30 protein-coding genes and 1 tRNA gene are annotated in these 24802 nt (G+C 63.0%); 9 read left to right on the forward strand and 22 right to left on the reverse strand.

Going from position 1 to position 24802, the window contains the following annotated elements; translation table 11 throughout:
• Positions 1–161: 161 nt before the first annotated feature.
• The 3 genes from IL252_RS11045 to IL252_RS11055 all read right to left on the reverse strand — a co-directional run bounded on the left by IL252_RS11045 (position 162) and on the right by IL252_RS11055 (position 1322).
• Positions 162–548, reverse strand: a complete 387-nt coding sequence (locus IL252_RS11045; protein WP_208628042.1) for a PIN domain-containing protein — start codon at positions 546–548, stop codon at positions 162–164.
• Positions 545–790, reverse strand: coding sequence for an AbrB/MazE/SpoVT family DNA-binding domain-containing protein (locus IL252_RS11050; RefSeq protein ID WP_153553259.1), 246 nt, complete (start codon positions 788–790; stop codon positions 545–547). Before IL252_RS11050 ends, IL252_RS11045 begins: the two co-directional genes overlap by 4 nt.
• A gap of 145 nt (positions 791–935) precedes the next feature.
• Positions 936–1322: a helix-turn-helix domain-containing protein gene (locus IL252_RS11055; protein ID WP_208628043.1), complete on the reverse strand. Its 387-nt coding sequence runs from the start codon at positions 1320–1322 to the stop codon at positions 936–938.
• A gap of 137 nt (positions 1323–1459) precedes the next feature.
• Between IL252_RS11055 and IL252_RS11060 the strand changes: the two genes are divergently transcribed.
• Positions 1460–2233, forward strand: coding sequence for a DUF6293 family protein (locus IL252_RS11060; RefSeq protein WP_208628044.1), 774 nt, complete (start codon positions 1460–1462; stop codon positions 2231–2233).
• Positions 2234–2314: 81 nt separating this feature from the next.
• Here IL252_RS11060 and IL252_RS11065 read toward each other — a convergent pair whose 3' ends face one another.
• The 6 genes from IL252_RS11065 to guaB all read right to left on the reverse strand — a co-directional run bounded on the left by IL252_RS11065 (position 2315) and on the right by guaB (position 8426).
• Entirely contained in the window at positions 2315–2905 is a 591-nt protein-coding gene (locus tag IL252_RS11065) for an arsinothricin resistance N-acetyltransferase ArsN1 family B (RefSeq protein ID WP_208628045.1), read from the reverse strand.
• Positions 2906–2960: 55 nt separating this feature from the next.
• A complete protein-coding gene (locus tag IL252_RS11070; RefSeq protein ID WP_208628046.1) occupies positions 2961–3869 on the reverse strand; it encodes a DMT family transporter in 909 nt (302 codons plus the stop codon).
• 16 nt (positions 3870–3885) lie between these two features.
• Entirely contained in the window at positions 3886–4677 is a 792-nt protein-coding gene (surE, locus tag IL252_RS11075; RefSeq protein WP_208628047.1) for a 5'/3'-nucleotidase SurE, read from the reverse strand.
• 62 nt (positions 4678–4739) lie between these two features.
• Positions 4740–6152 carry a small ribosomal subunit Rsm22 family protein gene (locus IL252_RS11080; protein WP_208628048.1) on the reverse strand — a complete coding sequence of 471 codons (1413 nt, stop codon included), beginning with the start codon at positions 6150–6152 and terminating at the stop codon, positions 4740–4742.
• A complete protein-coding gene (locus tag IL252_RS11085; RefSeq protein WP_208628049.1) occupies positions 6149–6880 on the reverse strand; it encodes a prephenate dehydrogenase/arogenate dehydrogenase family protein in 732 nt (243 codons plus the stop codon). Before IL252_RS11085 ends, IL252_RS11080 begins: the two co-directional genes overlap by 4 nt.
• Positions 6881–6944: 64 nt before the next feature.
• Entirely contained in the window at positions 6945–8426 is a 1482-nt protein-coding gene (gene guaB / locus IL252_RS11090; RefSeq protein WP_208628050.1) for an IMP dehydrogenase, read from the reverse strand.
• A gap of 454 nt (positions 8427–8880) precedes the next feature.
• On the opposite strand from guaB, the gene IL252_RS11095 reads away from it, so the two are divergent.
• The 5 genes from IL252_RS11095 to IL252_RS11115 all read left to right on the forward strand — a co-directional run bounded on the left by IL252_RS11095 (position 8881) and on the right by IL252_RS11115 (position 11213).
• Positions 8881–9759 (forward strand): DUF5794 domain-containing protein, encoded by an 879-nt coding sequence (locus tag IL252_RS11095; RefSeq protein ID WP_153553250.1) that lies wholly within the window; start codon positions 8881–8883, stop codon positions 9757–9759.
• Positions 9760–9819: 60 nt separating this feature from the next.
• Positions 9820–10050, forward strand: a complete 231-nt coding sequence (locus tag IL252_RS11100; protein WP_170094328.1) for a DUF5795 family protein — start codon at positions 9820–9822, stop codon at positions 10048–10050.
• 53 nt (positions 10051–10103) lie between these two features.
• A tRNA-Trp gene (locus IL252_RS11105) sits at positions 10104–10284 on the forward strand.
• A 183-nt stretch (positions 10285–10467) separates the two neighbouring features.
• On the forward strand, positions 10468–10785 hold the full coding sequence (locus IL252_RS11110; protein ID WP_208628051.1) for a hypothetical protein: 318 nt from the start codon (positions 10468–10470) through the stop codon (positions 10783–10785).
• Positions 10785–11213, forward strand: coding sequence for a hypothetical protein (locus tag IL252_RS11115; RefSeq protein WP_208628052.1), 429 nt, complete (start codon positions 10785–10787; stop codon positions 11211–11213). Before IL252_RS11110 ends, IL252_RS11115 begins: the two co-directional genes overlap by 1 nt.
• A gap of 25 nt (positions 11214–11238) precedes the next feature.
• Here IL252_RS11115 and IL252_RS11120 read toward each other — a convergent pair whose 3' ends face one another.
• Positions 11239–11400, reverse strand: a complete 162-nt coding sequence (locus IL252_RS11120; RefSeq protein ID WP_208628053.1) for a hypothetical protein — start codon at positions 11398–11400, stop codon at positions 11239–11241.
• A 522-nt stretch (positions 11401–11922) separates the two neighbouring features.
• Between IL252_RS11120 and IL252_RS11125 the strand changes: the two genes are divergently transcribed.
• Genes IL252_RS11125 through IL252_RS11135 form a run of 3 tightly spaced genes read left to right on the forward strand, consistent with a single transcriptional unit; the run spans position 11923 to position 14548 of the window.
• Positions 11923–12402 (forward strand): hypothetical protein, encoded by a 480-nt coding sequence (locus IL252_RS11125; protein ID WP_208628054.1) that lies wholly within the window; start codon positions 11923–11925, stop codon positions 12400–12402.
• A gap of 2 nt (positions 12403–12404) precedes the next feature.
• Positions 12405–12920, forward strand: a complete 516-nt coding sequence (locus IL252_RS11130) for a hypothetical protein (protein WP_208628055.1) — start codon at positions 12405–12407, stop codon at positions 12918–12920.
• The gene (locus IL252_RS11135) at positions 12917–14548 is read left to right on the forward strand and encodes a winged helix-turn-helix domain-containing protein (RefSeq protein WP_208628056.1); all 1632 of its coding nucleotides are present in this window, start codon (positions 12917–12919) and stop codon (positions 14546–14548) included. The genes IL252_RS11130 and IL252_RS11135 overlap by 4 nt, the downstream gene beginning before the upstream one ends.
• A 299-nt stretch (positions 14549–14847) precedes the next feature.
• On the opposite strand, the gene IL252_RS11140 is transcribed toward IL252_RS11135, so the two are convergent.
• The 12 genes from IL252_RS11140 to IL252_RS11195 form a co-directional block, all read right to left on the reverse strand.
• Positions 14848–15885: a PadR family transcriptional regulator gene (locus IL252_RS11140; protein ID WP_208628057.1), complete on the reverse strand. Its 1038-nt coding sequence runs from the start codon at positions 15883–15885 to the stop codon at positions 14848–14850.
• Positions 15886–16163: 278 nt separating this feature from the next.
• Positions 16164–18209, reverse strand: coding sequence for a PQQ-binding-like beta-propeller repeat protein (locus IL252_RS11145; RefSeq protein ID WP_208628058.1), 2046 nt, complete (start codon positions 18207–18209; stop codon positions 16164–16166).
• 1 nt (position 18210) lies between these two features.
• Positions 18211–18498, reverse strand: a complete 288-nt coding sequence (locus tag IL252_RS11150) for a hypothetical protein (RefSeq protein ID WP_208628059.1) — start codon at positions 18496–18498, stop codon at positions 18211–18213.
• A gap of 195 nt (positions 18499–18693) precedes the next feature.
• Positions 18694–20049: a hypothetical protein gene (locus IL252_RS11155; RefSeq protein WP_208628060.1), complete on the reverse strand. Its 1356-nt coding sequence runs from the start codon at positions 20047–20049 to the stop codon at positions 18694–18696.
• A 4-nt stretch (positions 20050–20053) separates the two neighbouring features.
• Complete coding sequence (locus tag IL252_RS11160) at positions 20054–20827, reverse strand: hypothetical protein (RefSeq protein WP_208628061.1); 774 nt, start codon at positions 20825–20827, stop codon at positions 20054–20056.
• Complete coding sequence (locus IL252_RS11165; protein ID WP_208628062.1) at positions 20820–22514, reverse strand: hypothetical protein; 1695 nt, start codon at positions 22512–22514, stop codon at positions 20820–20822. The genes IL252_RS11160 and IL252_RS11165 overlap by 8 nt, the downstream gene beginning before the upstream one ends.
• Entirely contained in the window at positions 22511–22738 is a 228-nt protein-coding gene (locus IL252_RS11170) for a hypothetical protein (RefSeq protein ID WP_208628063.1), read from the reverse strand. Before IL252_RS11170 ends, IL252_RS11165 begins: the two co-directional genes overlap by 4 nt.
• Positions 22731–23210, reverse strand: coding sequence for a hypothetical protein (locus IL252_RS11175; protein ID WP_208628064.1), 480 nt, complete (start codon positions 23208–23210; stop codon positions 22731–22733). Before IL252_RS11175 ends, IL252_RS11170 begins: the two co-directional genes overlap by 8 nt.
• Positions 23200–23592, reverse strand: coding sequence for a hypothetical protein (locus tag IL252_RS11180; protein ID WP_170094343.1), 393 nt, complete (start codon positions 23590–23592; stop codon positions 23200–23202). The genes IL252_RS11175 and IL252_RS11180 overlap by 11 nt, the downstream gene beginning before the upstream one ends.
• Positions 23593–23680: 88 nt before the next feature.
• Positions 23681–23968, reverse strand: coding sequence for a hypothetical protein (locus IL252_RS11185; protein ID WP_208628065.1), 288 nt, complete (start codon positions 23966–23968; stop codon positions 23681–23683).
• A gap of 2 nt (positions 23969–23970) precedes the next feature.
• Positions 23971–24459 (reverse strand): hypothetical protein, encoded by a 489-nt coding sequence (locus tag IL252_RS11190; protein ID WP_170094345.1) that lies wholly within the window; start codon positions 24457–24459, stop codon positions 23971–23973.
• Positions 24449–24790, reverse strand: coding sequence for a hypothetical protein (locus IL252_RS11195; RefSeq protein ID WP_208628066.1), 342 nt, complete (start codon positions 24788–24790; stop codon positions 24449–24451). The genes IL252_RS11190 and IL252_RS11195 overlap by 11 nt, the downstream gene beginning before the upstream one ends.
• Positions 24791–24802 lie beyond the last annotated feature (12 nt).

The raw sequence follows: 24802 nt of genomic DNA on the forward strand, positions 1-24802 counted from the left end.
TCGAGTGGCCAGACGATTCGATCAATTGCAGAATCAAACACTGCTACGAGTTTCCCGCTTCCTCATACTACCGGCTGTACATCTGTGAACGATCTCGCCACCCCGGGGTGGCGAAGCTCTTCACGAAGTTACAGCCGGCAGTATCAGCAGACACTCTGTCCTCATCCCTCGTCAGTTGGTTCCAGTGGAACTCGTTCGACCTCGATCTCCTCGTAGTCTTTCTCAGACGAGAGTACGTCCATCCCCCGCGTTTCCGCAGTCGCCGCGTGGAACGCGTCGAACGGCGTCATGCCCTCGTCGTAGTAGTTGACCGCTTTCAGCACGACCTGTTTCTCTTCTTCGTTTCGCACGGGGACGAGTTCGAGCAGGTTCGCTACCAGTGGGACGTAGTCGAACTCGTAGCGTTCCCGGGCGAGGAGGAGTTCCAGATACGAGAACGCCGACGTTTCGACATCGTTCTCGACGAGGGCGTCCTCTGCGGAGTTCTGTAACCAATCGGAATCTTTGGTGAGTGCGAGCAGGAAATCCGTCTCGACGTACACCGTCATCTGTCGCCGCTGACTCCCTCAGCTTTGTCTTTCGCCGCTTCCTCGATGTCCTCCTGGATCGCCTCGGCGGATGCATCGCGCAGTTCGCCTGCCGCTTCGCGGACTGCAGCGAGTGGGTCGTCCGCGACCGGGATCAATTCGATTCTGTCCTCGTACATGACGATGTGATACTTCTGGCCGTACTTCTCGCGCACCTCCTTCGGGATGTACAGCCGCCCCTGTGCGTCCGTCTCTGCTGACATGAATGGTAGTACGATACCATCAGCAAAGAATCTTACCACCAGAAGGGTGTTGGTGGATTCTTGGGCAATTTCAACAGCTACACACTGTCCCCAAATCGTTGAACAAGGTCGAACAGCGAGAGAGAGTCGATACCACTGGACTACTTTACTCTCCTGTCCGTTCGTCGGCAGACTCGACGTCGACACCGAGACCGTCGTCCTCGACTTCAAGTGTGACGCGCGTGACGGCCAGCGCGAACTGCGTGGGATGGTTGCTCGACCCGTCGACGCTCACTTCCGTATCGACGATGCCCGCCCGGTAGAGTCGTCGCAGTCGACGATACACCGTCGGCTGTGACACGTCGGTGGTCTCGGCGATCTCCTGGGCCTCCATCGGCTCGTCGGTGATCGCGTCCAGTATGTCGAACGTGTACGGATCGCCGACCAGTTCGAGCAGGTCCTGTCCGTCGGGGACCGTCGGGCGAGTCGCATCGTCCGTCTCCTCGGCGTGTCGGCCAGACAGCGGGCAATCGGTAGCGGGGAAATTACTCATCGATATATCCGGGCGTGCGTACGCCCCGACTCGGTGTTGCTCCGAACGTATATTCATGTCTATCAAGATACTATTCAAACTATCGATACTATCGTAACTATTTGTACGACGCGAGCGAAGGCACACACGTACCAGACATGCAAGGCTCGGATTCGCTCCGTTCTGTCGAGGAGGTACACATCGCACCGCTGGGCTACGAGTACGACCGCATCGGCGATCCGGTCGTCGAGTACGGGGTCGACACGCTCCACCTGTTGACCGACAGCGAGCTGGAGACGACTGCGTACCACGAACGCCTGGAGCGGGAACTCACCGACCACGGCGTTGTCCTGGAGTACCACGAGACCGACCTCGACGACGTGTACGACGTACTGGGGCGGATCACGACGCTCATCGACGGCCACCAGGGAGACATCGTCCGGGTGAACGTCTCCAGCGGTCCGAAGCTCGCGACCGTCGGCGCTGCACTGGCGTGTATGGCGACGGACGCGAGTGGCTACCACGTTCGGACGGCAGAACACCTCCACCCGGTGGACGAGACGCCACAGACCGGCGAGACGATCGTGGCCGAGCAGCTCCCGTCGTATCCCCTGGAGACGCCGACGACGGACCAGGTTCGAATACTGAACTACGTCGACGAGCACGATACCGCCGCCCACACGCCGAACAAGAGCGAGCTCATCGACTTCGCCGAGCGGGAGGGACTGGCGTTCATCAGCGAGTCGGACCCGGCCAACGACAAAGCGAAGTTCGCACTGCTGAACAACCGCATCGTCGAGCCACTCCTCGAAGACGGCTACGTCTCCGTCGAGTCGGTCGGACGGACCAAACGGATCTCGCTGACGGAGACGGGAGGGAACGCGTTACGGGCGTTCCGGCACAAGCTGCCCGCCGAGTCGAACGGCGAGTGAGCGCGGGCCGATCTCGTCGCTGGTCGCGTCGCTGGAATACCCCGTGAGAGCGAACGGTCAGATCCGTCGCCGAAATCGGGATCAGACGTCGAGCGAGTCGACGCCCGCGGTGACGGCCGCCTCGAACTGAGCGGTCGAGAACGTCGATATCGGTACTGGCGGCTCCGGGTCGTCCTCGGGCTGGCGCAGCTGTTTGCGCCACCACTGTACGTCGTGCCACTCCCCGGCAGTGTACCCGACGTTCTCGTACGTTCCGACGGGCTCGAATCCCATCTCCCGGTGGAACGCGACGCTCGCCCGATTCGGCAGTGTCACACCGGCGTACCCGTTGTAGAACCCCTGCTCGCCCAGCACGGCGAACAGCGACTCGTAGAGACCGGTCGCGATCCCGGCACGACGGTGGTCGTCGTCGACGTAGATCGAGAGCTCGACGCTCCACTGGTAGGCCGTTCGGTTCCGGTGGTCGCTGGCGTACGCAAAGCCGACCACTCGGTTCTCGCGTTCACACACCAGCCACGGGTACGTTTCGAGGGTCGAACGGAGACGCTCTTTCATCTCCTCGTCGGATGGTGGCGTCTCCTCGAAGGAGACCGCCGAGTCACGGACGTACGGTGCGTAGATGTCCGCACACGCGGCCGCGTCGTCGGGGCGAGCGCGTCGGATAGTGCTCATCGAGTCGCTCTATCGACCGTGGCCGCTTAAATTGCCACAGATCGACTGCTCTGCGTCATCGGAGCGCAGCCAGTTCCTCGCGGATCGCGTCTCGTTTCAGGAGCAGGAAGCCGACGAGGACGACGAGGAAGCCGGTCACGGTCGTGGCGTCGATCGTCTCTTCGAGCAGGAGCCAGCCCGTGACCGCGGCGAAGACCGGCGTCGCGTACGAGACGAGGTTGATCTGGATGGCTCCGAGTCGGTCGAGCAGGCGAAAGTAGACGAAGTAGCCGATCACGCTGGCGAACACGGCGAGGTAGACGATCGCGACGACCGACTCCGCCGTCAGGGTCATCCCGCCCAGGGACTCGTTCGGGAGCGCCCGGCTGATGGCGTGTAAGAGGACGGCACCGACACCGTTCGACCAGGCGACGAGCCCCTCCGTCCCGAGCCCGCTGTCGACCCGCTGGAGGAGGACGCTCCCGAGGGCGATCGACAGCGCGGCCAACAGGACGAACCCGGACGCGACGAGTTCGGCACTGAGCCCGCCCGTCACGTCCGGACGCGTGACCAGCACGACGCCGACGAAACCGAGCACCAGCCCGGCCGTCCCGACGGTCGACAGTCGCTCGTTCGGGAGTAGCGCCCGCGAGAACGCCGTCGCGAGAATCGGATTCGTCGCGATCAGGATGGCCGCGACCGCGCTGGTCACGTCCTGCTCGCCGACGAACAGGAAGGCGTTGTACAGCGCGATCACGAGCGTGGCGCTGATCGCGACGGCAACCCAGTCCGCTTGGGAGCGGGGCAGCCAGTCGTCGGTCGCGACGGCCGCGTAGGCGAGCATGAGGACGCCCGCGAGGTCGTAGCGAATCGCCGCGAACAACACCGGCGGCAGGTCTTCGAGCCCCGCCTTGATCGCGACGAAGGAGGTCCCCCAGAGCATCGCCAGCAGGACGAACAGGAGCGTCTCTCGGCGTGTGCTCATCGTGGTGGCACTGTCCTCACGAGCGGTCGTAGGTCTCGGCGAGTCCGTCCAGTGCCTCGTGGTGCTCGGTCGTGTGTGGGGCCGTCAGCGGCGAGACGCTGACCTTGCCGTCGACGACGGCCCGTCGGTCGGTGCCCTCCGGATCGGGGATGTCGCCCTCGGCCATCCGCTCCCAGATCCGGTCGTGGAGGGTCACGGTCTCGCCGTTTCGCTCGGCCCCCATCTGGTAGACGCGGGACGGTTCGGTGATCGCCATCTCCGTGGGACCCCGGTCGGCGACCGGCGCGTTGACGTTGAGGTAGTCACACTGTTCGAAGACGCCCGCGCCCATCGAGTGGGCGGCGAGATAGCTCGCAGCCCGGGTGGCTTCGCCGTAGCTGTCGTAGTTCTCCTCGACCTCGGAGAAGGCCGCGTCCTCGCGGACCGGGATGTACATCGAGACGGCGATCGCGGGCACGTCGAAAAAGGTCGCCTCGACGGCGGCACTGACGGTTCCCGACCGTCCGAGGACGTAGGCCCCGAGGTTCGCGCCGCGGTTGCAGCCGGCGACGACGAGGTCCGTTTCGGGGACCAGCGACTCGATGCCGGCGACGACGCAGTCGGTCGGCGTGCCCGCGACGGCGTAGCCCAGTTCGTGCTGGTGGACCGGGACTTCGTGTGAGATCGCGCGCCCGACCGCGCTCTGATCGCTCTTCGGTGCGACCGCCGTCACCGATCCCACCTCGGTCAGTGCGTCGTACAGCGCCCGGAAACCGACGCTGTCGATCCCGTCGTCGTTGGTCAGGAGGATCGACGGCTCGTCGTTCATACGTTCCGTCGGGCCGAGAGCGGGAAAAACACTCCGGCGGCGGCAGCCGCTCGGTCGATCGGTTACGCCGGCACGCGGTCGACGACGGTCTCGCCGTCGACGACGACGTTGTACGCGCCCTCGTCGTCGTTCCAGAGCACCAGCGCGTTCTCGAAGAGGAGGAGGTCGCCGTAGGCCGCCCCGCGGAGGTCCTCGTTGAGGATCGACTCCTCGGTGAGGACGGCGAAGTGGTCCGTCGACTGACTCCCGTCGCCGATCAGGTAGAGGGGGTTGCCCGCTTCGGTGAGGTCGCCGCTCAGCTTCACGCCCAGCAGATTGATCCGGTCGGTGACGTAGGAGTCTGCCTCGGCCATCTTCGCGACCTGCGAGCGGTTCCCGCGCGCGTCGATGGCGGTCCGTCCGTCGGTCCGCAGGATCGAGTAGGCGTACTGTACGTCCACGTTGACGAACTCTCCGGGCTGGTGGTCCGGGCCGCTCGCACCCTCGTCCAGCCGGCGCTGGAAGGGCGGCACGTCGATGTCGGGCCGTACGTCGAACGACCACGACTCGCTGGTCGGAGACTCGTGGGCCCAGAGCCGGACTGTCGGGCTGTACACCGTCGCAGGCCCGTCGTCGGCGACGGCCCGCTCGATCTCGCGGAGCCCGATCGCGGTGTTCCTGTCTGCCGGTTCGATCGCCGCCAGCGACCCCGCCGGAGCCAGCCAGTCGAGCGCCCGCTCGACGACGGACGCCGGCTCGTCGAGTTCGTTCAGGACGTTGGCACAGACCACCAGATCGAACTGGTCGTCGGGCTCGAACGACTCCACGGTCGTCCGGTGGGTCGTCGTCTGGACGCTCGCGGGCGTCGTTTCGAGCATTGCCTCCAGCACGTCCGCCGCCGCGCTCGGCTCGACGGCGTGGTAGTCGACGAGACACTCCTCGCCCAGCAGGTCGAGCAGCCCCAGCGCCGGGCCGCCGACGCCGGCACCCACGTCCAGGACCCGAATCTGCCTGTCGAGGAGCCCGTCGCTCAGGAGGTCGGCGATCACGTACTGCGTGACGGCGTAGTAGTCGGGCAGGTGGTAGATCGCGTACGCCAGCGCCGTCAGGTCGTCGTACTCGACGGGCCGTTGCTGGAGGTACCGCTCTTTGATCGCCCGGATGCGCTCGCGGAGTCGGTCGCCGGTCTCGCCGTCGGGCCAGCCGACGCCCTCGCGCTCGACGAGCAGGTCCTCAAGTCGGCGGACGTACTCGGGCGGCAACGCGTCGACCCCCTCGAAGGCCGGTGACGGCGGTTCGTCGCCGATCGGTTCGAAAGTCTCGTCCTCGCGTTCGACCAGCCCCAGATCGAACGCCTCCTCTCGGAGGACTCGGCGGACCACGGCGGGGTGGGGCTGACCGTCGACGTATTCACAGATCTCCTCGGGATCGATCGGGCGGACCTGGCGGAGGTACTTCGCGTTCGAGCGGATCGAATCTCTCGTCTCGTCGTTCATTGTAGGCTCTCGTACAGTTCGGTGAACGTCTCGTCGTCGGCCCGCGCGATCTGTCGTGCGGCGGCCGCCACGTCGTCGGCTCCCTCGAACGCTGCCTGGATGTCGGCGTAGACCCGCGGTTCGCCGTCGGTCATCTGCTCGACGAGGTCGAACAGCGCCTCGGAGATCGGCGTCTGGAAGGTCTCGGGTACGTCCTCGGCCGCGAGCGCGAACGCCAGCACCGCCGTGTGGGCGCGTGCCTGCACCGTCTCCATCGCCTCGTCGTGTTCTGCCGGCGTCGTCGCGACCAGCTCGTTGCCACGCGTTCGCAGTCGTTCACGGATCGTCTCGCCGACCGGCCCGTCGGCGTCGGTCACCACCGCGAGGTTGCCGGGTGCGTTCTCGGGCGCGAACAGCGGGTGGAGGCTGACGCGTTCGATCTCGGGGGCGTGTGCTCGCATCGCGGCGATCGGATCGCGCATACTCCCGGTCACGTCACAGATCGCCCGATCCGCGCGATCGGCGTACTCCCCGATCACGCTCGCCGCCGCCGGGAGCGGGACGGCGACACAGACGAGGTCGAAGCGCTCTTGGACTGGCGGTGTCAGCGCGCGACCGTCGAGCGCGTCGGCCGCCGCCGTCGCTGCGGTCTCGTCGGCGTCGACGAACGCGACCTCGTCGTCGGCCGTCGCGACGCTGTCAGCGAACCACCGTCCCATCGCTCCCGCGCCGACGACGAGAACTCTCATTGACACGGGGTAGCCAACGACCGCTCAAAAGCAGTTCGGTCCGCCACATCGCCGGACGCGTCGATCAGTTGTCGGGGCTGTAGTTGGGCGCTTCGTCCGTGATCATCACGTCGTGGGGGTGACTCTCCTGCTGGCCCGCCGCGGAGACGCGGACGAACTCCGAGCGTTCCTTGAACTCCGGAATCGTCTCCGCGCCGACGTAGCCCATCCCCGACTGCATCCCGCCGACGAGCTGGTGAAGCTCCGACTGGAGCGAGCCCTTGTACGGCGTCGCGGCTTCGACGCCCTCTGGGACGAACTCCTCGTCTTCTTCCTCTTCTTTCAGGTAGCGCTCGCCGCCGCCCTCGTTCATCGCGCCGACCGATCCCATGCCGCGGTACTGCTTGTACTTCTTGCCGTTCATCGTGATGACGCGGCCGGGTGCCTCGTCGGTGCCTGCGAAGTAGGAACCGAGCATCACCGCGTCCGCACCGGCGGCGATCGCCTTGATCGCGTCCCCGGAGTAGCGGATGCCGCCGTCGGCGATCACCGGCACGTCGTGCTGGCTGGCCACGTCGGCGACCTGCGAGACGGCGGTGATCTGGGGCATGCCCGCACCGGTGACGACGCGGGTCGTACAGATCGATCCCGGACCGATGCCGACCTTGACGCCGTCGGCGAAGTCAATGACCTCCTGGGCGGCTTCGCGGGTCCCGATGTTGCCCACGACCACGTCTGCGTCGACCTCTGCCTCGATCTCGCGGGAACTGTCGATGACGTTCATGTTGTGCGCGTGAGCGGTATCGATGAACAGGACATCTGCTCCCGCATCGTCTGCCGCGCGCGCACGATCGAGTTCGAACGGGCTGACCGCCGCCGCGGCGACCAGTGCGCCCTCGTCGTCGCGAGCGGCCTGATCGTACTCGCGGCGCTGGAGGATCCCCTGCATCGTCACGAGGCCGATGAGTCGATCGCCGTTCTCGACGATCGGGACGCGCTCGATCTTGTGCTCGTACATCAGCTCCAGGGCCTCGCGTGCGGTCACGTCTTCGGATGCCGTGACGACCTCGTCGGTCATCGCCTCGCTGACGAGGTCTTCCTCGCCGACTTCGAGGTAGGGGCGAATGTCGGTGGCAGAGATGATCCCCAGCACCTCGTCGTCGTCGCCGACGACCGGCGCGCCCGAGACGCCGCGTCGGTCCATCATCTCGTCGACCTCGCGGACGGTCTGATCGGGCGAGGCCGTGACCACGTCGCGGATGATCAGCTCGTCGGCGCGCTTGATGCGCTCGATCTCGTCGACCATCGTTTCGACGTCCATGTTGCGGTGGAGGACGCCGAGGCCACCGTGTCGGGCCATCGCGATGCCCATATCGCCCTCGGTGACCGTGTCCATCGCCGCCGAGAGCACCGGAACGTTCAGTTCGACGTTCGTCGAGACGCGTGTGGCCGTGTCGGCCTCGTCCGGCTCGACGCGGGACTCTTTGGGTCGTAGCAGTACGTCGTCGAACGTCAGGGCTTCCGGAACGCGGAGCTTCTCCGAGAAGGGTTCGGACTCGTTCGCCATGTCAAGGGTGGCAGACGGGCGCTGAAAAACGTTCCGAGATTTCTCCCGAGTGCCTACCGATGTCACACGCGGACGGCGCGACGAGAGTCACACGGCACTCTAAAAATGGAAAGTATCACGTGTGAAATGTGGACAATCTCCATCCAGACGCTGACATCTCCTGCCGTCCGTTGTGTATGAGTCGCAATCTCACACAACGTTTATCCGCTGACAAAAGATAATGATGAACATGAACTGTGCTGTGTCTCCCAGCGCTGGTTCCGTTCGCCGACAGACCGCCGACTCCGTGGCTGTCACAAACTGGTTTATGGGAGACACAGCTTTTCAGGGGTTCTCGAAGGGGTGGAATATGTGGTCCCCGAAGGGAGGGAATATGCCGTCTCGGCCGTCGGCAGTACCGTCCCCACGCAGCGAGTACCCGACGCCCACGGGTGAGGGCAGACTGTAGCACGAAATGAGTAGCTCCCAACATCCGGTCGCGCTCGCACTAGAGCGACGCGTCGGTGGTGCCACCCGCCTGCTCGCGACGGTCATGCTGCTCCCGCTGCTGGACGGCGTCTTCGCCGCCGTCGTCCTCGCTGGCGGACTCGCGTCGGTGACCGGCATCATCGAGGTCGGCCTGCTGGTCTTCGGTGGCTCTGCCACCCTCGCCGTGATCCTCGCCGAGATGGAAGGCTCTCCCAGAGAGGTCGCCACCCCGATCCTCGCGGTCGGTGCGATCGTGATCGCCGGCTCCGTCGTCGTCGCCGCCCTCGCGCCGACGATCCAGACGGTCCTCGATCCCGTCGTCTTCGAGCGCTTCGCGGCGATCATCATCCTCGCCATCGCCGGCCGGACCGCCAGCGCGAAGATCGGCGACTGGCTCCCGCGTCCGTCGATGATCCTGCTCATCGGCTTCGTCGCCAGCGTCAACGCCTCCGGCTTCTCGCTGGAGATCCAGACCGATCCCGAACTCATGCTCAGGGCCGCCGCCGCTGCCGGCGTCGGCGTCGGGTTCGCACTCACTGCCGCCGTCGGCGCGCCGTGGCTCCGCAACGCCGTCGACATCGACCGCTTCCGCTTCGGAAGTGCCGTCGCACTGGGCGTGTTGCCGATCAGCATCCTCACGTCGGTCGAGGCTCCGGTCTCACTGGCCGTCCTCGCGGTCACGACGCTGCTCTCGCTGGACCCACAGCGCGCTCGCGAACGCGACGAACACTACGAGCCCGACGCCGTCGACGTGACCGCCGCCTTCGCCGACGGCGGCGCGTCCCAGGGCGTCGACCACGACACCACCGACGCCAGCTCCCACCCGACCGTCGACGACGACGACGACCGCGCGCCCTGGCTCTGACCGCGCTCGGCGCGATACGAAGTGACAACCCTTAGGTTGCTCAGTGCCCCCGTTGTTGCTATGGCTGACAACCGCGTCGTGCAGGGCCGCATGGTCACACCCGAGTCCCTCGCGGAGTTGATCGAAGACGACGACGTCATGGACGCCGAAGCGATCGATGACGCCGACCGCTCGTGTCCCGACTGCGGAGGAGACGTGCTCTCGGTCGGCTACATGCCCGGTATCACGGAGTTCGTCACCGGCTACAAGTGTCAGGACTGCGACTGGAGCGACACCGACCGCGACGACTAACCTCCGGACGCAACCGTAACCCCTTTCATACAGGTGGGCTTACGCCGGAGTGCGGGGTCGTGGCCTAGTCCGGGAAGGCGGCTGACTCCAGAGGCAACGTGCCCGGTGACGACACTCCAGGGTTGATATACTGAGCGGCCGACTGATCATCGGCTCGCGTTGATGACCCTCTGGAGTTCCGAGGCACACACCGGAGATATCAGCCGATCGGGGGTTCAAATCCCTCCGACCCCATACCGAACTTTAATTTAACGCATGGTTTTAACAATCAAGAGCGGCCGCTCTCGGGGTGGTCCGCGTGAGCACCTTCCCCGCTCACGAACTGCCGCGAGACGCCGTCCACTGCGAGTTCTGCGGCCAGACGATCGAGTCTGAGCCACAGGACTGTCCCGCCCTCGACGACGGGAGGTGTCAGCCATGACGTCGCCGACGGCGGACTCCGCATGCTACCACGTCGCCGACTTCCGGATCTGTCCTATCGACTCGTCCCGACGCCGCAACCGCGACCTCTGCGAGCTGTGCTTCCCGGACGACCAAGTTCCTGACCACGTCACCCACTTCGTCTTCTCGGGTCAGGGGAAACTGCTCCATCGGTCGCCCGACGAAGGCGGCGAAGCCTCTGGGACAGATGCCTACAGCAGTCCCGGCTCCTACTCACAGGTCACCTCGATCCTGAAAGACGAGGACGTGACGACCTGGGAAGACGCCCGCCGCGTCGCGGGAGGTGAGTCGTGATGTCCTGGCCAATCGAGATCGACGGCCAGACGTTCGACCCGATCCCCGCGTCGTGGATTTCACACCCCGACGCCGCCGATCGGCGCGCCGGGTCGCCGCGGATCTACGCCGTCAGTGCGACAACCGACTACAACGGCAAGCGGCTTCAGATCCGCTACGCCCACCCGACCGAGCCGTACGTGCTGGTATACACCACCGGTGCCTACGCGATCGACAACGGTGGCGTCGTCCCCGCCGGGCTCGTCGAGCGCGGCAGCCACTGGCCCCGCTCGATCGTCCCGCGCACTGATCCGACCGACATCGTCCGCGAGCCAGAGCGCGAGCACATGACCGAGGTCTGGGGCGACCGCGTCGACGCGATCCCGTCACCAGACACGACAGCCGATCGCCAGCTCGTCGCCGACGGAGGTGACTCCGATGCCCAGTGAGCAATCCGAGAGTGGGACTGAGAAGTCAGTTATTTACCGTCTCAGAGTTCGGCTCAGTGTCGTCTTGCAGTTTGGGCTGGAGCTTAAACGCTCCAAAGCCAGTCCCCACGGCGAAGGAGATGATAGCTGTCGCGACGATCCAGATCAGGTTGGGGTGTTCGAGACCGATGTGCAGGGGTACACTCATACGAATCACCTCTCGGTTCGACAAATAGCTGCTTATAAATTGGGAAATCTCGTGCTGGATGGGAGCCACTGCTGGAGTCACCGCTCACTACACGCGGGAGGTGAGCGGGATGTCTGAAGGTGATACTGACCGATTCCAGATCCTCCATGCGTTCGCGGATCACTCCGTGGAGTCGGAGGTTTTGGCGACCATCAGAACCATCACGCGGTGGACTCGTGACCCTCAACTATTTTCTGGTACGCTCAGACGACGCACCAGAAATGCCAGCGATGCACTGACCGCCGTCAGGCCACCGACGACGTATCCCGAGAGGCTGATTAATGTCCCCCATCCACGGGTAGCGTGCGCAATTTGTGCTAACAACAACATACAGAAACCAAGTTGGAACACGATAACGAGCGATAGATCAGTACTTGAACTGCCGTGCTTGCTGGAGGACATTAATACTGGCTTCAGGATTGTCGAACAAACCACCACTGATATTTGCTCAATACACACGGCCACAGATCGGGAGGGATCACAGTGAGTCTCGACGCCTCACTGGCACCGAACAAGAAGGCCGGGATCGGCGTCGAGATCGCGATCACGACTGACCACGTCCCTGCACTCCAGCTCGTCCCCGACGAAGTCGCCGAACACTACGACGCCGTCGCGACGACGCTCGTTACACCGACGGCCGACATCCCGTTCGTCGCCCTCTGTCTCCTGGAGCGTGGCACACAGGTCGAGATCAAGAGCACGATCGTCACCTACGCCGACGGTCGCCGGGGTCGGTTCAAGATCCGGCGAAGCCAGCACGAGACGCTCCTGGAGATCGGTGGCGTCTACCTCTTCGCAGTCTGTCGAGATCTGCCCGATCGGCCGCCAGTCGCGCTCAAAGTCGTTCCAGCGACGACCGTCGACGAGGTGATCCATAGCTGGATCGACTCCAGCGGGACGCGCTCTGACTACGCACAGGTCTCCTGGGGGAGCGTCTTCGACGCTACAGAGGTCGATCACTGACCATGCCGTCCGAGAATCAGGGCGGTTCCCAGCGGCAGCGCCAGCGTTTCGAGCGCATCCAGAACGACATCGGCGAAGATCCAGCGCGGTGGCTCGACTGGGAGTTCGTCCGTCACCCGAGTCGTCGCAACATCGCGCTGGATCTCATCGACAGCATCGATTCGATCGAGCGCATTCGTGCCTGGAAGGCAGTCGAGCGGGCGCTCGCTGTCGAACACGATCGCGAGCCTCGATCGAAGATCATGCAGCGTCTCGACCAGCGCGAACAGTGGCTGACGCTGCACGGGGAACGACCCGACCGACTCGACGAGCGCGCGGAGCCTCGTGATCTCCCGCCGGTCGAGACGGAGTTTCCCGATCGCGATGATGTCGACGAGGCTGCTGATCGCGCCACCTTCCACGCTGAGCGGATTTTCGGCCCGCTTCGGGAGCGCTACCCACATCTGTTCGACGACGGTGACAACGCTGCCGAGAGCACCGAGACAGCCGTCGCAGCCGACGGAGATGACGACGCGTGACCCAAGTCGCTCCTCAAAACCACGAGGCCGAGTGCTGGCTCTACTACGGGCCGGTCGACCAGGGAGACAGTGAGAGCGTCGACTACGACGGCCTCGATCCATACTGGGCACTGTCGGATCTGCTCATCAACGAGTTCGACGGCTACCACGAGATGGATACTGAGATCGACGGCGAACCCGTCACGATTCGGTTCACCTACTCGAAGTCCGGGTTTACGCCGCGACCGACCGATGCTGTTGCCGGAGATCGGCTCTACGAACTCGAAATCAACATCCAGGGCAGCAACGAGCGTAAGTGCGACTACAACCTCTCTCCACGGCACCCGAACATGCGTAACTCCGAGGGCGAACCCACGACGACGGCGTTCGATCACACCGATCCCGATGAGGGGTTGTCAGTCCACTGCCAGCCGTCGAACATGCGTCTCGACGAGGTCCCTGAATTCCTCACGCGAGCCGTCTTCGAGCTTGCCGATGATGCTGATCTCGCTCTCTATCACGGCTACTTCGACGCGCCGTTCGGTGGACGGGTGAGCGCGCTGGAGCGGTACGTTCGGATCACGCGATCGATGAACGAGAAGCTCATCGGGACCGGCGGAGTGATGGATCGCCTCGCGATGCTGTTGTCCGACACTGCCGGTACGAAAGGGATGCACAAGTGGGACAACGAGGACGAACGCGGCCATCACCACGTGATCCGCCACGGTTCGGCTAGCGCCTCCCACCTCGTCTCTCAGCACCGCCTCGGCGGGCAACTCAAGAGCTACTTGCCAGAGCATCCTGAGGAGTTCGAACCCGATGATCCCCTATATCACCCGAAGGTCGGTACGAAGTTCGTCGGTGGTCGCACCGACGGCGGCTCCGTCGACTGGGCGGATCGCTACGATGTCGTCCAGGAACTCGACGAGCGACTACTGTCGATCCTCACGTGGGCGGACATTCCGACCGCGGCCGGTGGGACGACGTTTGTCGCCGACGATCACTTCTACGCACACGCCGCTGCGGATCCGGTTCCGATCCACTCGGACCCGCTTCCCCAGCTGGAAGCCCAGCAGGAGCACCTCCTGTTGACCTGCCTTCGTGACATGACGCCGGCCGACGAGGACATCGTCGAGACGCTGACGGCCGACGGCGGGACCCACGCTCGCGATCTCTCCGACGAGACTGGGTTATCGCTCTCGACGATCTACCGCTGTCTCGATCGGATGGACGGCGTTCTCACCAGCGACAACGGCCACGTTCGCTTCGTGACCGACCGGCTTCGTCGCGAGGTCCGAGCGATCTTCGAATCCGTGGAGCACCAGATCGAGACCGCCGCCGATCGCGTCGCCGAGATCGTCGACCAGGACGTGCGTCAGTCCGCCTCAAGCGCGTTCGATCGGTGGCTCGCGAAGTACGGTGCCGAGTTCGAGCCGACCGAATCAGAGAGTGAAAGGCCCGTTGTCCGGATCGACACCGTCCTTTCCCGGTTCAAATACACCGATCGGCCGATGTTCGATGATGTCCTCGACGAGATGGGGACCGCGTGGAAGCGTGACGGTCGGTCGATCGACCAGCTCGCCGACGCAATCGTCGAGGTCTCCGTCGACGGCACCCGAGAGCAGCACCGGGCCGCGACCCTCTGGTAGAGCCCGACAGATGAGTGGCAACGCTGTCGTTCGCGTCCTTCTTTTATAAGTCGATCCGCGCAGCACCCCGCTAACCCCAGTTTCGAGTCGAGTCTTCGACCGGCCAGCGCCGCCTATCGTCGCCCGTCAGCGCGTTTCGCGTGCCCGGCCAGCGGGACGCACCCCTTAGGACGTGTGCCTAAGGGCACATACGGTCCAAAAATACACACCCAGCCCCCACCCCTGCACCGCTGACTCCAGATGGACCAGTCGAAATGAAGGGGGCGGATAATCTTGGTGACGTTCGCCAGGATGTATGATTAAACAGGGACCGAAAGGATATCTTTTATTTCTTTCCCAGCAATGGTGAGTGAAGATTTAATCTTTTTCTTTCTCATTCCGGTTTCCAACTCACCATCACGAGCACAATCAAATAGATTGTTAAGGAAGTTTGTTACGTCGTCAACATCTCCAAGGAGATCATCAGCGATGATGCCATTTTCGAGTTTGGCATATGCCGCACCTGTGGGTTCGAAAGAGGTTGCTGTGAGTTCGAGGTCTGATACCCCCAGCTCTCCCTCTGAGACCACGAGTGCTGGATAGTCATCAATTCCGAATCCTTCAGTTAACAGGTCCCAACGTTCAGTTCGAATACGATCTCGATCAATCATCACCACCTCAGCCTGAGTACGGTTCCGACCGATCAGCGTCAGTTGGTTATCGAGTACTTTAAATTTGGACGCTTGTCGTGAGTATTGGGAATCTGTAAAGTAGTAGAAATAGGCGTTCGTGTCACGTTTTGGAAGCTGGTATAGCGTGTGCGGGGTCGGGGTGAGTAAATCACCCCAGGTTTCAGGATCCGCTGGTGTTCGCTTGGCATCGGTGCCGAGTTCAGCTATAGCATCAGGATCCATCTGAGTACCCTGAGTTATTTCGCTCGCTGTGCAGTAATTAGTATACTTGCCATATACATAGTCCAGCAACTCGCTCGTGGACGTATTGTTCCACTTCTGTTTAGTTTCCTCAATCAAATCAAATACGCTGTTGTTCGCCTTTTTGAGAAGTTCTCTAACAGCTTGATCTCCATCAGGCGTAATCGAGTAGACAATCCGCGGCGTTCCATATCTCGTCGTTTCAACTCGCCGGTCAAGGTACCCCTCATCGTATAGAACTTCAAGATTCTGTCGTAACCCGTAGGAATACGGACCAAATCGGTCCGCTCGGTATTCATAGAAATCTTCGATATCTGTTTCTTCCTGTGCTAAAAACACCAGCTTCTGAAACCGAGTAGCTCCCTCTATCGCCGATCGATTATCGGTATACAAGAAGATCAAGGGAACTTTTTGATGTGGCTTCATATGCTGTCTGGATATCACGCTCTTCCTATTTATGTAGCAAGAATCTTCTGGTTGAATATCAGTATGGATAGTCTTCGCCGAACGGTGTCTGACAAACGCGTACAAATAAGGTAAGCAGGATCAGGTCTGTTCTGGGGATTGTGCATAAGGGCACATCAGCGAAAAAACACAGCCACCGCACCGTACCGCACGAAGCAAGAGAAGCACTCGAAACGATGTCTGTGAATACTGTCGCGGCAAAGCGAGAGTTGACGACTCTGTTGCTGTCAGAGCCGCTTTTAGTTGGTTATTTTGCCGGCGATACGACCGGCTGCAGTCGTGAGTCGGTCCCGGTATCGATACGCGACGATGAGTGCCCCGCCAGCGAGGATGACGAGTCCACCGGTCGATCCACCGCCTTCGCTGCCGGCTGCACCAGTCGGCCCGCCGAGGAAGCCACTGGACTCGAACGTCTCGAACGGGACAGTCCCGTTGAACGCCGACCCGTTGGCAAACTCTCCGGAGTAGCGTAGTCTCGCATCCTCAGAGAGTTCGGTCCCGTTCGTGGAGATGATCTCGTCGAGTTCTCCCTCGTAGTACTCACGCGGCTCCTCGAATTCCTGCGTGTCGTTGTAGACCGGATCGTCGGTCTCGTTGATGATCGTGTAGTTCACTTCCGTCACCGGCTCTGGCGATCGGACGACGACTTCCTGTCCGTCGGACTCGTCCTCCAGCTCTTCGAAGCGAACCTGCAAGCGTTCCGGGATGGTGGGTGTCGGCGTCGGAGTCGTCTGGTTCTCCCTCGCGCCGACGACGAGCGTTTCCCTCGGCTGACTCCTGTTTGCCTCGAAGCCAACCCGCTCGTAGTACGCCAGTCCATCGATGACCGTGAGGTTGTACCGCTGGCCATCCTGTAGGCGTACGAACGCGCTGTCGTTGTGATTGAACGTCGTCGTCGTACTGGGTGGCGAGGGTCGCCAGACGATGAGCTTCGGATCGTCGCTGAACCGGCGATCGGTCGTCTGGTCGTCGAGGACAAACCGCTGTTCGTAGGTACCACTCTCGTAGAGTGTGAAATCGACGCCGCTCGCCGAACTCCCTCCAACCGTCATCGAACGGGACGCATCCGCGTAGCCAGATTTCGAGACCGACAGCGTGTATTCACCAGGCGAGAGCTGGAGTGAGTATGCTCCAGATGCGTCCGTTTTCGTCGACTGGCCAGACGTGGCACTGATCGTCGCGTTTTTGAGTGGGTCGCCGTCATCATCGGTTACTGTCCCAGAGACGGTCGATGGGATCGTCGCAGTGCCGGCAGAGACGGTGTATGCCCTGATTCTCACTGCGTTTCGCTCCCACACCTGTGAACCAGCATCGCCGTCGACGCGGACGATGTAGCCATCAATGTCGCTGGCATACACATCCCCTGAGGATCCGGACGACACGTCTCTAAGCCATCCTGAGTGGGTATACGTCCAGATTCGAGACGGACCACTTGGATCGATCTTGTGGACTTCGCTGTCCTCGGCGGCCGATAACAGATTGCCGCTGTCGGTCACCCCCAACCCGTTCACGTCGTTCGAGTGGCCGTTATACTCCCAGACTTTCGACCCGCTGCTGGGATCGAGCTTCCGAATGTAGCCCTTGTAGGAGCCGTAATACACCGCATTCCCACTGTCGACTGCCATCGACAACACTTGGTTGGAATCTCCCGTGTACGTCCACTCGTTAGTGCCGTCCGGATTGACCTTGTGTACTTCGCCAGAGCCGCCCGCCACGTAGATGTGGCCCGAGGCTGCTGTTTCGACGGCTTCTACCGTCGAACCGTAACTGTACGTCCAGACGGTCGATCCGTCACTGGGATCGATCTTGTGTAGTTCGTTGTCCTGTGAGCCGGAGTATACGTAGCCATCCGGGCCGATGTCGAGCGCACGAATTCTGTACTCGTGGCCGGTATAGTTCCACATCTTCGTTCCGTCAGTCACATCGACCTTGTGGACTTCATCGGCAAACGTCGCATACACGGCACCATCGCCAATTTCAGAGTCTCTCACTGAACCAAGGTTGTTGGGTCTGCTATAGGTCCATTTCACCGTTTCGTTGTTTGCGGTAATCAGTTTGAGATTACCATCGCCTCCGCCAGTAATGACGACGGGAGTGCCGTCGTCGGCTGCCGCCGCTGTTCCGACACTACCGGAGAGTGGGCCGACCGGAACGCCAGCGAGGACGATCAGCACCGCAGCCACGACCGTGCCGCACTGACGGATGAGCCGCTGCCAGCCACTCGTGTCATATCGTTCGTTCAACCACGATCCAAGTGCTATCGAGTCGGTGTGTGAGTCGGACATCTCAGTGAATCCCCTCTGCAATCCAGTTCCCTGCCTGTTCGACCAGTGAGCCGCCTGCGAGGTCGACGATCCCGAGATGGGCTCCAGCAGCCAGCACGATCGACAAGATGGCGATGATGACCGATGCGATGCGTGCCCAGCGAGCCAGTACGACCAGTACGCCAGCCGTTTCTCGCAGGTAGTAGAGAGCAACCGCCGTCGACGCCAGCCCGGTAACGAGGACGCCCTCGATGCCGAGCAGCGGCGCGATCAAATCGGCGAGCCACTGCACCAGTTCGTAGACGACCATCACGCGACCGCACCTCCGCAGTACTGCACGCGCTCACACGGGGGTCCCCCCTCGACTCCTATCTGAAGCACGCGCGCGTGTGTAGCGGGCAGCTCGATCGGCTCGACGGCACCGTATCGACCGGATCTCAGATTCGAACCATACCGCCGAATTCGCTCATAATTGGCACGTTTTTCTGAACGAACCAACCGGTCGTCAAACACCGCTGACCGCCTCCTGCCAGTTGCGGAAGTCGATACTGACCTCCGCATCGAGTTTGGCCTGTGCCTTCAGATTCGGCCACTTGACGGGCGCGAAGTGCGGTGCCTTCCAGATGATGCCCTCGCCAGCGTCCATGTCTGACGTGAGATCGGAGTTCAGCGGGCAGGAGCGATCACCAGGCAGCGAGCGACCGATCGGCGGTTTGTTGCCGTTCATCGTCAGCCGCCAGCGGATCTTCTGTCGACCGAACTGGTGAACCTCGGAGAGTGCGTGTGCCTGGTACCCGAAGCTCACCCGCTTCTTACGAGCGTCAGCGTACTTGTTGCGAAACCAGCGGAGCTTGTCGTAGTGGTCGTGGACGCCCTTCTCGGCGTCGGGGTCGAAGATATTTCCCGCCTCGTCGAAGTTGATGAACGTCGGATGCGGGAACACGTCGCCGGAGATGCGGTGGGCGACGAACGCGAACCACCACTGGTCGGCGTCCGTCGGCTGATCCGGGCCGTCTTCGTCGGGCGGCGTCACCTGTCGGTAGTTGAAGTAATTGAACTTCGACACCTCTCGACACCCTCGATGCAGCGGATCCGGAAACACGACGTAGAACTGGCCGGGCACGAGCTGGCCGACGAGATCCTGGATCGACTCGTACCGGATCACGTCGCGGGCGATCTCCTCGGGGCGGACAGTGAACTCGTCGACGGCGACGTTCTCCGGAACGATCCGGACCTGTGTATCCATTCCCTCCGGTATCGCAAGCGTCGCAAACGGGGCGAACGTGAGCCACTCGGTGCGTTCGTTGGTTCCAGACTCGTCGACGGATTCGGCCCAGAGGCACGTCTCGTTGTTGACCTCCATCCGCCAGAGCACCTGTGAGAGAGCGAGTGTCGACTTCCCGCCGCCGGGCTCGCCGTGGACGAACAGATCCGTGCCTTTCACCGCTCGAATGTCTTGGACCCGATCGGCATCGTCGGCGATCCACTCCAGCGTCTTCGCGCGGTAGCGAGGGTAGCGCTCCAGTGCCTCGTGGCTTGGATTCGGATCGCGGAAGTCGTAGTCGACCTTGCCGACGAGCTTACGGAGGAGTTCGAGATCGCGCTCGTCTGTGTGAACGATCGCGTCCACGAACGCTCGCGGAAACTTCGCGACCGCCGCGTCGTTGCGGTCTGCCTGAGCGAGGTACTTGTGCAGCGGCGGGACTGCAAAGTGCCGGTGGAGCGCTTCACCGTCGTTGTGGTTCGGCGCTTCTGGATCGCCGAGAGCCTGACACGATTTCTCGTGTGGCTCCGTGACCGCTCGGAGTTGCTCTCGAATCTGTGCCTGTGTGTCTGCCTTGGGTTCGATGAGACTACTCATTGAATCACCAGTCCGGTGGCTCCGTGTCGTTGTGCTGGCCGTTCTCTGGCATCTCGCCGGCATCGCCACTCAGAGCGCGAACTCCGGCTCGGAACTTCGGGAGCACGTGATGAGCCGCGAAGAGCCGTCGAGCCCGCTCGTGTTCCGGTTGCGCGCCGGTCAGAACCTCGACGGTCGGCTCCTCCTCGTAGGCGCGCTTCGTCCACTCACGGCCCAGCTCGCCGTGCGTTGCGAGCAGGAGGTCGTCTCCCCAGTCGAGGATCGCTGACCGGCTCTCGAACCCGTCCAGGAGCGACGCCAGCGCACGCTCTTGCCACTCGTCCAGCTCGCTCATTGCTGGCCGCATGGCGAGGTAGGACTGGCGTGTCGGGTCGTGTTCGGATTCACCGTCGGCTTCGCTGACGTATTCAGTTGCCTCGTGGCGAAGCCGGCGGAAGGCGTCGACGTGGGCCGGCTGAAAGTAGTTCGCCAGCAGCCGCTCGCGTAGCTTCTCGGCCACGTCCTCGTCGAGACTTCGCATCTTGCCTCGACGGGCACACGGTCGAACCATCGCGGCGACGAGAAGCCCCTGTGTGCCCCGAAACTGGCGAGCGAAGTCCCAGTAGACGCGTGCGTCGACACGGCCCAGCGTCCGCATCGTCATCTCCTGTAACCACGTCAGCACGCGATCCTCGTCACGTAGCCCGCCGGTGAGCAGTTCGTCGAACCGCTCTCGGACGTTGTTCGAGAGCGTGACCAGCGCCGGCCGGAACGCGTGAGGGCGCTCGCTTTCAGACATCACTGTCACCACCGTCGGCGGTCGCTGGGGGGTTCTCTCGGCGGCTCTCGGTCAGATCCTCGTCGTCACCGTCGCCGTCACGCATCGCGGCCGGAACCTCTTCGTCGGGATCGAGGATCTCCTCGACGAGCGTGCGGTCGTGATCTGACACTTTCTCGTCGACATCGCGCTGTTTCCGGACCCGCTCGCGGTCGAGTTGCTCTTTGACCTCCGAGAGGTGTTTCGCGTCGTCGACATCTTCCGCGTACTTGACCATCGTGCCGAAGGCCGACCGGAGATGCACCGGGGCGGGCTTGACGGCGGCCTTCCCGTCAACAGGGTGGGCAGCCCAGACCAGCAGGCCGACGCTCGTGACGGTCGCGACCGTCAGGAAGCCCGCAACGCCGAGCGCGACAGACGCGACAGCCAGTGTGATGGCACCAGCGATCGCCAGCCACTCGCCAGCGTGTTCACGATCGAGCGGTGGCCAGTCGAGCCGCCAGCCTTCCGGCTCGTAGTACAGGAGCTTCGCGCTCTCAGGGTCGACGAGGTAGAGTTCGTCCCACTTCGAGTCGTCCTGCATCGGGACGCGCGTTCGGAGTTGGTCGACGTTCGCGAGGCGAGCACTCTTGCCGAACACGCGAGCGAGGAACGGGAACAGCCCCGGCTTGACGACCGAAACGCCGTGGTTCGTCCGGACGATCTTCTCCTCGCGAGCTTCCGCGTCGACTACGTCGTAGGCGTCGTCGCCCGTCGGCGACTCCGCGTGTTCCAGCGTCGGTCGTAGGAACAGGGCGGCCGAGATGTTCCGTGTGTACGTCTCCAGCATCACGATGCCGATGACCGCGACGACGTACAGCGCCAGCACGTACTGGGCGTTGACGACGAGATTCGCGAGGTTCTCGTAGAACAGCAGGCCACCCAGCCCGGTGAGGATCGAGAGGGCCAGGAACCAGGGACCATAGCCGTACTGCGGGCCAATCCCTGCCTCGTCGAGTGCCCGCTTGCACGCCCAGCCGACGGCGAACCCGCCGATGAGGATCCAGACGAGGAAGTCGACGATGACGCTTGAGAGATAGTCTCCAGCGCTGTCGATGTCCACCGATTGGGTGGTCGCGATACTCCGGTGGCCGAAGTTAGCCCATCGCGCGTACTCTTTGCCCTCGATCCACATCGTCACCCGCACTTCGTCGTCGTGCTGCCGGAGCGGGACCTTCACTGTCGGCCGTCCCCGCTCGAAGGTGACGTTGTGCGTGACGTGGGTGACGTTCCGGGCGACCGGAACCGTCGTCGTCGTGTTTTCCTGCTGGACGACCTTCTGGTCTCTCTCCCAGTAGGCGACGTGTACGGTCTCTTGCTGGTTTTCGTAGACCCACGTCCGGAGGTAGACGGCGTTCCGACCGACCGTGTGGCCAGGCGGAAGGTACTCGCCGGAGTCCGACGAACCCACGTCGGCAAAGGGGTTGTTCGCCGGCCAGTAGACGACCCAGAAGAACTGATCCTCGCCCATCCGAACGCTCGGTGGCGAGTTGCTCATCCGTGGACCAGTGTCTGTGAGATCGTCGAGGGTGAGATCGTCACCGCTGGCAGTGGCGTTGCTCGTCGCGTTGGTGGTCGTCTCTGCGGACTGAGCCTCGACCAGCCCGATCACGGGGGCAGTGACCAGCAGGGCAACCAGCGCCAGCAGCGCGATGGACGTGCGGGTCATCGCGTGGTGGGCTCCTCCAACTCCCGCGCTCGCTTGTCGACCCGATTCAGCGCGACCAGCAATCCGAGCAGCGCCATCACAGCGAGCCCGGCGAGGACGTAGTCGCCGGTCCTCATTGCCATCCCACTCATGTAGGCGACCGATCCGAGACCGACGAAGCTGGCGAGTGTCTCCGGTGCGATCGTCGGATGGGCCAGCGTCCGGAACGAGTATGGCTCAGTCATCGGCCACCTCTGTGGTCAGTCCGATGTCGTCTCTGGCATCGTCGATGGCGACACGACGATCTCGGTCAGCGGTCGCACAGTCACCCGAACAGTACGTCCACTCGGCCGTCTGGCGTTGGAGGACGACAGACAGCGGGCCGAGAGTAGCCCGCCGTGGCGTGGCCGACGCGTGGCACTCGATATACTCGTCGACACCGCCACGGCTGGACTGGGCGCGAATGTACGCACCGCAATGGTCACACGTGCTTTCGATCTCTGGCCCGCCGTCGACGTAGGCAACACCGAATCCGAAGACGAGGCCAACGCCAGCGACGGCCAGTGGATCAACCCAGGGACCGCCCCGGACGACGGTCTTGAGGAGGTCGTTCGCGGCGTAACCGAGCGCGCCGATCGCGAGAGCGATGCCGAACCATCCGATCGGCGAGAGATCCGACAGTCGGACCCGATCGACCGACACGAGACTATTCGACAAGGTCGTCCACCTCCACGAACAGCAGGATCGCGCCGACGATCATCACCGCGAGACCGACGAACTGGGACGAACTGAGCGAGACGACTCCCGAAAGTGCGCCTGCTCCCAGACCGGTGATACCGAGGTTCGAGACGGCGAAGGGGTGACCGACGACGAACTCGAAGCCCGCTGCAAGCAGGTCGCCGAGCTGGATGAGCCCCGTCGAGACAGCGGCCCCGAGACCCATCGCGACAGCCATCGTCCACTGCGTTGTCCGGTCCCACGCTACCTCGAAGTCGTCCGACCGAGCGTAGGCGACGGCGTAGCGACCGACGAACACCAGCGCGAGGACGCCAAAGAGCGCGCCAGCGCCGGCAAGCAAATCGAGGCTCCCGAACGGCATCACGGCACACCTCCCGCGTGGCGGTGAGTAGTACACCCTCTCGGTGAGGGGTCTCGGTACGGCCGTATCGATGGGTACTGTGTGTGTCTCATCTGTTTTCGAGGTACTCCTGGGTCCGCTCGTAGAGCCGGTCGATCTGGACAGCGACGAAGACACTCGCCGCCGCGATCAGCAACCTCGTGCCGAGGTCGCCGTAGCCCAGTTCCGGCAGCAGCGTCGACGAACTGGTCGCGACTGCCGGGAACCAGTAGCTCGACGTGGCGACGATGAGGCCCCAGATGGGCTCGAACCACGCGAACCCGAACTGGCCAAGCGTACCGATGCCGACCGCCAAGCCGGTGAGCGGATGCCAGATGAAGTTCTTGAGTCGTTGCATGGCTATCTCAGTCCGAGGAGATCGATGACGCTGCTACCGACCGGCAGCTCTCCAAGCAGTGCGATACCGACCCGATAGATCAGGAACAACGTCACCGCGCCGGCACCGATGACGAGTATCGGCGCGGCTGGGCCGGCACTGGCCGCGAGCGTAACGACGATCTGGTTCAGTGCGGCCCGTGCGCTCAGTACGTTCAAGCCGGCCACTCCGAACGCCTGCCCGAGTGCTCGCTGTGCGAACGTCAGTGACGCAACGAGGTAGTCGAACGCGCCGAGGACGGCACTCGTGACCGTCGAGACGATGTTCAGAATCCCGTTCAGAACGTAGAACGAGATGATGCTGAACACGAACCTGACCGGGTTCCGCAGGAACCGAAACAGCGTCCCCAGTGTCGACTGGATGCCGTTGCTCCGGAGGAACTGGACGAGCGGTCCCAGCGTTTCGACGATCGTGCGGAGAGTGACGCCGTCCCGGCCGCCGTTAGCGGACACGGCTGACCACCTCCGCGATGACGTACGTCGTCACGAGAACGATCCCCAGCGCGACTATATAGCCGGCTGGGCCGCTCTGGCGGACGAAGTCGCCTGCACTCGCGAAGGCTGCCTGGACGACTTCCGGTGCGAGTATTCGCACGTCGACGAACCGGCCGAGGAAGTCTGCCAGCCCCGACAGCAGCGAGATGGGCAGATCCGCGAGGCCGAGGATGACACTCACGACGCCAGTGAAGACCGCGCTGGCGACGGTCCCGACTCCGACTTCGGCGATGCGACCGAAGTCGAGACGGTAGCCGTCCGCACGAAAGAACTGTCGCCAGTCAACCACGGACGGTCACCC

This window comes from Halomicrobium sp. IBSBa, assembly GCF_017612575.1.
Lineage (GTDB): Archaea > Halobacteriota > Halobacteria > Halobacteriales > Haloarculaceae > Halomicrobium.

What these genes read in the sequence shown, in the direction of transcription:
- IL252_RS11095 (WP_153553250.1), top strand. Translation starts at nt 8,881, where the DNA reads ATGAGTAGCTCCCAACATCCGGTCGCGCTCGCACTAGAGCGACGCGTC.
- IL252_RS11170 (WP_208628063.1), bottom strand. Translation starts at nt 22,738, where the DNA reads ATGACTGAGCCATACTCGTTCCGGACGCTGGCCCATCCGACGATCGCA.
- IL252_RS11150 (WP_208628059.1), bottom strand. Translation starts at nt 18,498, where the DNA reads ATGGTCGTCTACGAACTGGTGCAGTGGCTCGCCGATTTGATCGCGCCG.
- IL252_RS11065 (WP_208628045.1), bottom strand. Translation starts at nt 2,905, where the DNA reads ATGAGCACTATCCGACGCGCTCGCCCCGACGACGCGGCCGCGTGTGCG.
- IL252_RS11055 (WP_208628043.1), bottom strand. Translation starts at nt 1,322, where the DNA reads ATGAGTAATTTCCCCGCTACCGATTGCCCGCTGTCTGGCCGACACGCC.
- IL252_RS11085 (WP_208628049.1), bottom strand. Translation starts at nt 6,880, where the DNA reads ATGAGAGTTCTCGTCGTCGGCGCGGGAGCGATGGGACGGTGGTTCGCT.
- IL252_RS11155 (WP_208628060.1), bottom strand. Translation starts at nt 20,049, where the DNA reads ATGAGTAGTCTCATCGAACCCAAGGCAGACACACAGGCACAGATTCGA.
- IL252_RS11115 (WP_208628052.1), top strand. Translation starts at nt 10,785, where the DNA reads ATGTCCTGGCCAATCGAGATCGACGGCCAGACGTTCGACCCGATCCCC.
- IL252_RS11145 (WP_208628058.1), bottom strand. Translation starts at nt 18,209, where the DNA reads ATGTCCGACTCACACACCGACTCGATAGCACTTGGATCGTGGTTGAAC.
- IL252_RS11110 (WP_208628051.1), top strand. Translation starts at nt 10,468, where the DNA reads ATGACGTCGCCGACGGCGGACTCCGCATGCTACCACGTCGCCGACTTC.
- IL252_RS11120 (WP_208628053.1), bottom strand. Translation starts at nt 11,400, where the DNA reads ATGAGTGTACCCCTGCACATCGGTCTCGAACACCCCAACCTGATCTGG.
- IL252_RS11045 (WP_208628042.1), bottom strand. Translation starts at nt 548, where the DNA reads ATGACGGTGTACGTCGAGACGGATTTCCTGCTCGCACTCACCAAAGAT.
- guaB (WP_208628050.1), bottom strand. Translation starts at nt 8,426, where the DNA reads ATGGCGAACGAGTCCGAACCCTTCTCGGAGAAGCTCCGCGTTCCGGAA.
- IL252_RS11100 (WP_170094328.1), top strand. Translation starts at nt 9,820, where the DNA reads ATGGCTGACAACCGCGTCGTGCAGGGCCGCATGGTCACACCCGAGTCC.
- IL252_RS11070 (WP_208628046.1), bottom strand. Translation starts at nt 3,869, where the DNA reads ATGAGCACACGCCGAGAGACGCTCCTGTTCGTCCTGCTGGCGATGCTC.
- IL252_RS11140 (WP_208628057.1), bottom strand. Translation starts at nt 15,885, where the DNA reads ATGAAGCCACATCAAAAAGTTCCCTTGATCTTCTTGTATACCGATAAT.
- IL252_RS11185 (WP_208628065.1), bottom strand. Translation starts at nt 23,968, where the DNA reads ATGCAACGACTCAAGAACTTCATCTGGCATCCGCTCACCGGCTTGGCG.
- IL252_RS11160 (WP_208628061.1), bottom strand. Translation starts at nt 20,827, where the DNA reads ATGTCTGAAAGCGAGCGCCCTCACGCGTTCCGGCCGGCGCTGGTCACG.
- IL252_RS11165 (WP_208628062.1), bottom strand. Translation starts at nt 22,514, where the DNA reads ATGACCCGCACGTCCATCGCGCTGCTGGCGCTGGTTGCCCTGCTGGTC.
- IL252_RS11050 (WP_153553259.1), bottom strand. Translation starts at nt 790, where the DNA reads ATGTCAGCAGAGACGGACGCACAGGGGCGGCTGTACATCCCGAAGGAG.
- surE (WP_208628047.1), bottom strand. Translation starts at nt 4,677, where the DNA reads ATGAACGACGAGCCGTCGATCCTCCTGACCAACGACGACGGGATCGAC.
- IL252_RS11180 (WP_170094343.1), bottom strand. Translation starts at nt 23,592, where the DNA reads ATGCCGTTCGGGAGCCTCGATTTGCTTGCCGGCGCTGGCGCGCTCTTT.
- IL252_RS11080 (WP_208628048.1), bottom strand. Translation starts at nt 6,152, where the DNA reads ATGAACGACGAGACGAGAGATTCGATCCGCTCGAACGCGAAGTACCTC.
- IL252_RS11130 (WP_208628055.1), top strand. Translation starts at nt 12,405, where the DNA reads ATGCCGTCCGAGAATCAGGGCGGTTCCCAGCGGCAGCGCCAGCGTTTC.
- IL252_RS11060 (WP_208628044.1), top strand. Translation starts at nt 1,460, where the DNA reads ATGCAAGGCTCGGATTCGCTCCGTTCTGTCGAGGAGGTACACATCGCA.